This window comes from Streptomyces sp. (assembly GCF_019510245.1).
Classification (GTDB): Bacteria; Actinomycetota; Actinomycetes; order Streptomycetales; family Streptomycetaceae; genus Streptomyces.
Window position 1 is genome coordinate 70376 of record NZ_JAEKKT010000180.1, and the last position, 6744, is coordinate 77119.

General features: G+C 71.0%; 7 protein-coding genes and 1 pseudogene. 4 read left to right on the forward strand and 4 right to left on the reverse strand.

The genetic code is table 11. The annotated features are described in order from the left end of the window. The first annotated feature begins 4 nt into the window (after positions 1–4). Together JF597_RS35935 and JF597_RS35940 are read left to right on the forward strand one after the other, a co-directional pair. A complete protein-coding gene (locus JF597_RS35935; protein ID WP_294005276.1) occupies positions 5–1204 on the forward strand; it encodes a CapA family protein in 1200 nt (399 codons plus the stop codon). Between the two features lie 448 nt (positions 1205–1652). Next, a complete protein-coding gene (locus JF597_RS35940; RefSeq protein WP_294005303.1) occupies positions 1653–2030 on the forward strand; it encodes a histone-like nucleoid-structuring protein Lsr2 in 378 nt (125 codons plus the stop codon). Here JF597_RS35940 and JF597_RS35945 read toward each other — a convergent pair. The 4 genes from JF597_RS35945 to phoU all read right to left on the reverse strand — a co-directional run bounded on the left by JF597_RS35945 (position 2019) and on the right by phoU (position 4710). Next, complete coding sequence (locus JF597_RS35945) at positions 2019–3245, reverse strand: lanthionine synthetase LanC family protein (RefSeq protein WP_294005279.1); 1227 nt, start codon at positions 3243–3245, stop codon at positions 2019–2021. The two genes, JF597_RS35940 and JF597_RS35945, sit on opposite strands and share 12 nt — an antisense overlap. Positions 3246–3345: 100 nt before the next feature. Further along, the gene (locus JF597_RS35950) at positions 3346–3594 is read right to left on the reverse strand and encodes an SCO4226 family nickel-binding protein (RefSeq protein ID WP_294005282.1); all 249 of its coding nucleotides are present in this window, start codon (positions 3592–3594) and stop codon (positions 3346–3348) included. A gap of 114 nt (positions 3595–3708) precedes the next feature. Continuing rightward, complete coding sequence (locus JF597_RS35955; protein ID WP_294005285.1) at positions 3709–3864, reverse strand: hypothetical protein; 156 nt, start codon at positions 3862–3864, stop codon at positions 3709–3711. Between the two features lie 156 nt (positions 3865–4020). Then, complete coding sequence (phoU, locus tag JF597_RS35960) at positions 4021–4710, reverse strand: phosphate signaling complex protein PhoU (RefSeq protein ID WP_294005288.1); 690 nt, start codon at positions 4708–4710, stop codon at positions 4021–4023. Between the two features lie 222 nt (positions 4711–4932). Between phoU and JF597_RS35965 the strand changes: the two genes are divergently transcribed. Beyond that, a complete protein-coding gene (locus JF597_RS35965) occupies positions 4933–6189 on the forward strand; it encodes an ATP-binding protein (RefSeq protein WP_294005291.1) in 1257 nt (418 codons plus the stop codon). After that, positions 6186–6744: pseudogene (locus JF597_RS35970) on the forward strand (response regulator transcription factor); the annotation flags it as partial. The gene JF597_RS35965 and the pseudogene JF597_RS35970, both read left to right, overlap by 4 nt.

Below are 6744 nucleotides of genomic sequence, written 5' to 3' on the forward strand. Positions count from 1 at the left end.
GCGCATGATCAGGTCCGTAGGGCGGCGACCTCGGCCCGCGCCCGAGCGGCGCCAGGCGGTGGGCCGGTACCGGCTGTTCGTCCTCGGGCTGGTCGGGGCCGGTGCCGTGGTGGTCGCGGCGGTGTTCGCATTCCGCGCCGGCCCCGAGGACGCGGCGGCCATCGGCCCCACCCAGACCCACCGACGGACGCCCGGGACCACGGCGTCCGGGCGGCCGGCGCCGCCGCACCATCCCGTCGGCAACGTGCGGATCGCCGCCGTGGGAGACATCGTGATGGGCTCGCTGCCGGACGACCTGCCGCCGGATGACGGCGCCTCGTTCTTCGACTCTGTCGACGGCCTGCTCACCGGCGACGTGGTGCTCGGGAATCTGGAGGGCACGCTCGCCACCGGCGGGTCCAGCAAGTGCGAGTACATGGAGGGACCGAACTGCTTCGCGTTCCACGCCCCGCCGTCCTACGGCCGCCTTCTGAAGAAGGCCGGGTTCACGGTGCTGAACACCGCGAACAACCACATCGACGACTTCGGGGCGGAGGGCCGACGCGAGACGTTCGACGCGCTGCGCTCCGTGAACCTGCCGTTCACCGGCCGCCTGGGCCAGATCACCGTCCAGCGGGTGCGCGGCATCAGGGTCGCGCTGATCGGCTTCGCTCCCGACCGAGGCGCGAACGACCTCACCGACATCCCCGCGGCACGGCGGCTCACCGCCCGCGCCGCAGCGATGGCGGACATCGTGATCGTCACGATGCACGCCGGCGCGGAGGGCTCGGACCGCACCCACGTGGAACCCGGCACCGAGTACTTCGTCGGCGAGGACCGCGGCGACAGCTACCGCTTCAGCCACGCGGTGATCGACGCCGGCGCCGACCTCGTGGTGGGCAGCGGGCCGCACGTGATGCGGGGCATGGAGTTCTACAAGGGCCGTCTGATCGCCTACAGCCTGGGGAACTTCTCCGGCTACAAGGTGCTCGGCCTCGGCGGCGCACTCTCCACCAGCGGCGTATTGCAGGTCACCCTCGGCGCCGACGGCAGCTACGTGTCCGGGCGCCTGCGCCCGACCCTGATCGTGGCGCCCGGCACCCCGGAGCCGGGCGGCGACGCGATCGACCTCGTCTCCGGCCTCTCGGAGGACGACTTCGGATCCCACGCCGCCCGGATCGCGCCGGACGGGACGATCCGACGCCCGGTGAGCACGTCGAAGTGACCGCCTGGGCGCGAGGTGAGCCTCGGCCGGCTGGACACGGCTCCCCGGGAGCCGATGACATGGGTGGGTCTGTTCCAGGTAGGTGCGCGTCCTGAGGGGGTGGAGATCACGTATGAGCGGAACTCCGGTGCACGAGACAGGAGACGTGCGAAAGGCGTGGGGCAGGGTGATCGCGTGGCTCGGACGGAACGATCCCGAGACTCTCGCTGCGCTCGGCGGGCCGGGGAGCCGTGCGGCCGTCAGGGAAGCCGAACTGCGTATGGGGCTGGATCTGCCGGGGGAGATGTGGCAGTGGCTGCTGGCGAACGACATCGATGCCGGCAGGCAGCCCGACGGTCAGTCGTGTCTGGTGGCACTGGGGTGCGAGGTGCCCGTCCCCGGCGGCCATCTCCTTCTTGGGCTGACGGATATTCAGCGGGTCTACCTCAGCCGGGTCGGCCTGGAGGAGATGCAGCCGTCCCCAGACCCCGAATTTCCGTTCTGGCGTCGTGAATGGGTACCGATCGCGGCGGAGCGAGACGGTCTCTACGGGACGTTCCTGGACACGCGCAGCGGAACCGTCGGGACCTGGGCTGACGCACACGATCCCGAGGAAGGCGTGTACGCCTCGCTGTTCGCCTTCTTCCAGGAGACAGCGGACCGGCTGGAGGGGGTTTCCTCGGGGGACTGGAGCGGCCCCGGCAGGTCTGCCGGGCCCCGTGGGCTCGATCCCCGTCCGGAGGACGAGCCGATACGCCGCTGGGCACGGGCCAACGGCTATCTCGTCAATGATCGTGGGCGTGTCCCCGCGGCCGTCCGCGAGGCTTACGAGATGTCACGGAGGTGAGCACCGGCTGGTGGGCTTGCCGCGGTGCAGGCGCGTGAAGCGGAGGAGTTCGCGGACGATGCCCGCGTTGCCCATGGCCCAGCCGGTGTGGGGTTCGAGGGTGGCGGGGACGGCCCGGTGCTCGATGTTGGACCAGCGGGCGCCGTCGCTGTCACGGGTCGCGCGGGTGGTGAGGTCCGCGACGAGGAGGCGGGCGAAGTCGTGCCCGTCCTGTTGCTCGGCGATCCGGTCGCAGGCCAGGGCGAGGACGCCCGCCGTGCCGCAGCAGCGGCCGTTGTTGTCCCAGAAGCCGGGGCGCAGCCGCCGGGGCAGCCCGGAGTGGGTGACGGTGTGCCAGCAGCGGTCGGCCAGGGCGGTCCAGACGGGGTCGGCGGTGATGTCCCGCAGCAGCCGGAAGACCTGCGCGTCCCCGGCCGGGCCGTGACACCAGCCGTAGCTGAACGGCTCGATCAGCTCGGGACGGTACTGAGGGGTGGAGTGGCGCACCAGGAAGCCCTCCGGCCCCGCCTCGTCACGCGATACGACGTCCGCGGCGCCGGCCAGGGCCAGTTCGAGCAGGTCCGTCCGTCCCGTCGCCTCGCCGACGCGGGCGAGCGCCAGGACGATGCCGAGGGTGCCGTGCGAAATGTGGTGCAGCCGGGCCTCGACACCTGTGCGGTGGGGCCAGTGGACGCCCGCCGGAGTCTGTTCCGCGGTGTGGAGATAGGGCTCCAGGGCGAGTACGGCGAGTTCCGGGTCACCGGACAGGAGGGCACCGAGGCCGATCCCCGCGTTGCCGCCCATCAGCTCGAACAGTTCGCCCCAGCGGGTGCCGTCGAAGCGTGACCGCACGAGGCGCAGGGCGCGGTCGGCCCCGGCGCCGGCGGCCGCGTCACCGAGTTCCTCGTGAACGGTCCGCAGGGCCAGCGCCATTCCGGTACGGCCGAAGTAGAGGGAGTCGTCGTCGAAACCGTCGACGGAGTCCGCGAGGCTGCGGGCCGCGCGCAGGGCGCCGTCGGCGTAGGAGTCGTCGCCGAAGTGGCGCCACGCGTCGAGGAGTACGGGGACGACTCCGGCCGTACCGGTGTAGAGCGTGGGGTTGAGGCGGGCGTCCGAGGGCTTCGTCGTCCAGGCCAGGCCGCCCCCGGGCGTCTCCCGCGCCGCCCCGGTCAGCCACCGCAGCCCGTCCACCGCGAGTTCCTCGACCTCGTCGACCGCTTCCGGTGCCGGCGTCATGGGGTCACTCTCGCATGATCCCCGGTGCGTGCCCAGGGGCCGCCGAGGCGTCCGAGATACCTGAGATGCCTGAGCCCCGTAGGTCAGCCTGTGGGCCCCCTCAGATCGACAACGGCACCTGGTGGATCTCGTCCGCGGGATGGCCCGCGCGTTCGTGGACGCGCTTGACCGCCTCGGCCGAGGGTGCGTCGGAGAGGCAGTAGACCTTGCCGGAGGCGGGGTCGGCCCAGGCGCGTTCGAAGTGGACGCCTTCCTCCTTCTCCACGGCGAGATCGGCCTCGTGGGCCTCCTTCAGCTGGTCGGCGGTGATGCCCTTCATCCCGTGGTGGACGTCCATGTACTGCGGCATGGCCCCCACCTCCTTCGCCTTGTCCGTCTCCCCTCCATGCTGCGCCCGCCGCCGCGGCACGGCATGCGAAAGGGCCCCGGACCGGAGTTCGGGGCCCTTCGCCGTAGCGTCCGCTCAGCCGCACTGGCAGGGGCTGCCCGACTGGCAGCCGCAGCCGCAGCCCGAGCCGCACCCGCAGGCGCCGATGACGAGCAGGTTCTTGATCTCGGCGGGCTGGTCGGTCTCGTGCTGCTGGGTGGGGTCGGGCGTGGTGCTGGGGGATTCGGTCATGGATCCCTCCTAGAGGTCCCTAGGTGCCCTGGAGGCAGGGCGTGGTGCCTTTGCCCATTCCATGCCCGTTTCGCTGGGCGCATCAACAGCGCACGGCGGCGCATGGGGGTGCCTCGCGCCCGCCCCGCACCTCGCGAGCCCCGCCCACCTGAGCGGTTACGCCCCCTCGGCGCCCGTCACCGGCTGGATGTCGGGCTGCAGGTCGTCCGCGTGCTCGCCGGTGACCAGGAAGACGACACGCTTGGCGACGGCGACCGCGTGGTCGGCGTACCGCTCGTAGTAGCGGCCGAGGAGGGTCACGTCGACGGCGGTCTCGATGCCGTGCTTCCAGCGGTCGTCCAGCAGGTGCTGGAAGATCGTGCGGTGCAGCAGGTCCATCTCGTCGTCGTCCTGCTCCAGCTGGAGGGCGAGGTCGACGTCCTTGGTGATGATCACCTCGGCGGCCTTGGCCATCAGGCGCTGCGCGAGCTGGCCCATCTCCAGGATGGTGGCGTGCAGGTCGTGGGGGATGGCGTTGCCCGGGTAGCGCAGCCGGGCCAGCTTCGCCACGTGCTGGGCGAGGTCGCCGGAGCGCTCCAGGTCGGCGGACATACGGAGCGAGGTGACGACGATCCGCAGGTCCGTCGCCACCGGCTGCTGGCGGGCGAGCAGGGCTATCGCGCGCGCCTCCAGGTCGTGATGGAGCTCGTCCACCTTCTGGTCGGCCTCGATGACGCTCTCGGCGAGCTTGAGGTCGCCGTCGAGGATCGCCGTCGTGGCGCGTCCGATCGCCGATCCGACCAGTCGGGCCATGTCGACCAGGCTGTCGCCGATCGAATCGAGTTCCTCGTGGTACGCGTCCCGCATCAGGGTTCCCTCTCGTATGCGTGGTCCAGGGGTTCCGGGGGCCGGGGCCCGTGGCCGAAACCAGCTGCGAACCCCACGCTCCCACGTTCCGGTCCCTACGCGTCCGTTTCTGCCACCCCAAATGAACCAATACTGGCTCCAAGGTGAACTCTGGGCGACGAGTGTTCGAGCTGACACCTCGCGGACTGTGGGGATGTCGTACCCCCTGCTTAACCTGTTTGCATGGACGTGAACGCGGCGGTCGCCGCAGCGGCAGCGATCGCCGGGGTACTCACCGGTGTCATCGCCATGCTGGCGTTCCGCTGGAGCGAACGCGACCAGAAGCGACCGACCAGGACTTCTCTGCACACCGACCCCGTACTGCCCCCGGGCGTGGACACCGTACTGAGCGTGCTGCGCTCCTCCGCGGTCGTCCTCGACGAGGCCGACACCGTGGTCAAGGCGAGCTCGGCGGCGTACGCCCTCGGACTCGTGCGCGGTGGCAAACTCGCCATCGAGCCGATGCTCGCGATGGCCCGCGACACCCGCCGGGACGGCGAGATACGACAGGTCGAGCTGGACCTCCCGAGGCGCGGGACCGGACGGGGCGAGGCCCTGGCCGTCTCCGCACGGGTGGCGCCCCTCGGCTCCCGGCTCGTGCTGCTCCTCGTCGAGGACCTCACCGAGGCCCGGCGCATCGAGGCGGTACGACGGGACTTCGTGGCGAATGTCAGCCACGAGCTCAAGACGCCGGTCGGCGCACTCTCCCTGCTCTCCGAGGCCGTCATGGACGCCTCGGACGATCCGGAGGCCGTGCAGCGCTTCGCCGGTCGCATGCAGATCGAGGCCACGCGCCTGACCAACCTGGTCCAGGAGCTCATCGACCTGTCGAGAGTGCAGAACGACGACCCGCTGGAGGACGCCGAGCCCGTCCGGGTCGACGAGCTGGTCGCCGAGGCGATCGACCGGTGCCGGCACCAGGCCGGCGCGAAGCAGATCACCATGGCCGCCGGCGGCACCGCCGACCTGCATGTCTGGGGCAACCGCGGCCAGCTCGCCGCCGCCCTCGGCAACCTGGTCGAGAACGCCGTGAACTACTCCCCGGCCCGCACCCGGGTCGGGATAGCCGCCCGCCGGATCAGTGCGACCGGCGGCGACATGATCGAGCTCGCCGTGACCGACCAGGGCATCGGCATCACCGACAAGGACAAGGAGCGCATCTTCGAGCGCTTCTACCGCGTCGACCCGGCCCGCTCACGGGCCACCGGTGGCACCGGCCTCGGCCTCGCCATCGTCAAGCACGTGGTCGCCTCGCACGGCGGGGAGGTCACGGTGTGGAGCGCCGAAGGCCAGGGCTCCACTTTCACCCTCAGGCTGCCGGAGGCGGGCGTGGCCCGCGATCGCGCATCGCAGCACCCCGACCCCGACCTCGAAGACGAGGCCGGTACCACCGAGTCATCCCCGTACGAACCGCTTCCCGCCCCGGAGGTCCTTCCGTGACCCGAGTGCTCGTCGTCGAGGACGAGGAGTCCTTCTCCGACGCCCTGTCGTACATGCTCCGCAAGGAGGGCTTCGAGGTCGCCGTGGCGGCCACGGGCCCCGACGGACTCGACGAGTTCGAGCGCAACGGCGCCGACCTCGTCCTCCTCGACCTGATGCTGCCCGGCCTGCCGGGCACCGAGGTCTGCCGCCAGCTGCGCGGCCGCTCCAACGTCCCCGTCATCATGGTGACCGCCAAGGACAGCGAGATCGACAAGGAGGTCGGCCTGGAAATAGGAGCCGATGACTATGTCACTAAGCCGTTCTCCTAGCGCGAGCTGGTCGCCCGCATCTGGTCCGTCATGCGCCGCCGCGGCGAGCCCGAGGAGGTCACCCCGGCCGCCCTGGAGGCCGGCCCGGTCCGCATGGACGTGGACCGCCATGTGGTCACGGTCTCCGGCTCCAAGGTCGACCTGCCCCTCAAGGAGTTCGACCTGCTGGAGATGCTGCTGCGCAACGCCGGCCGCGTCCTGACCCGCATGCAGCTCATCGACCGTGTCTGGGGCGCCGACTACG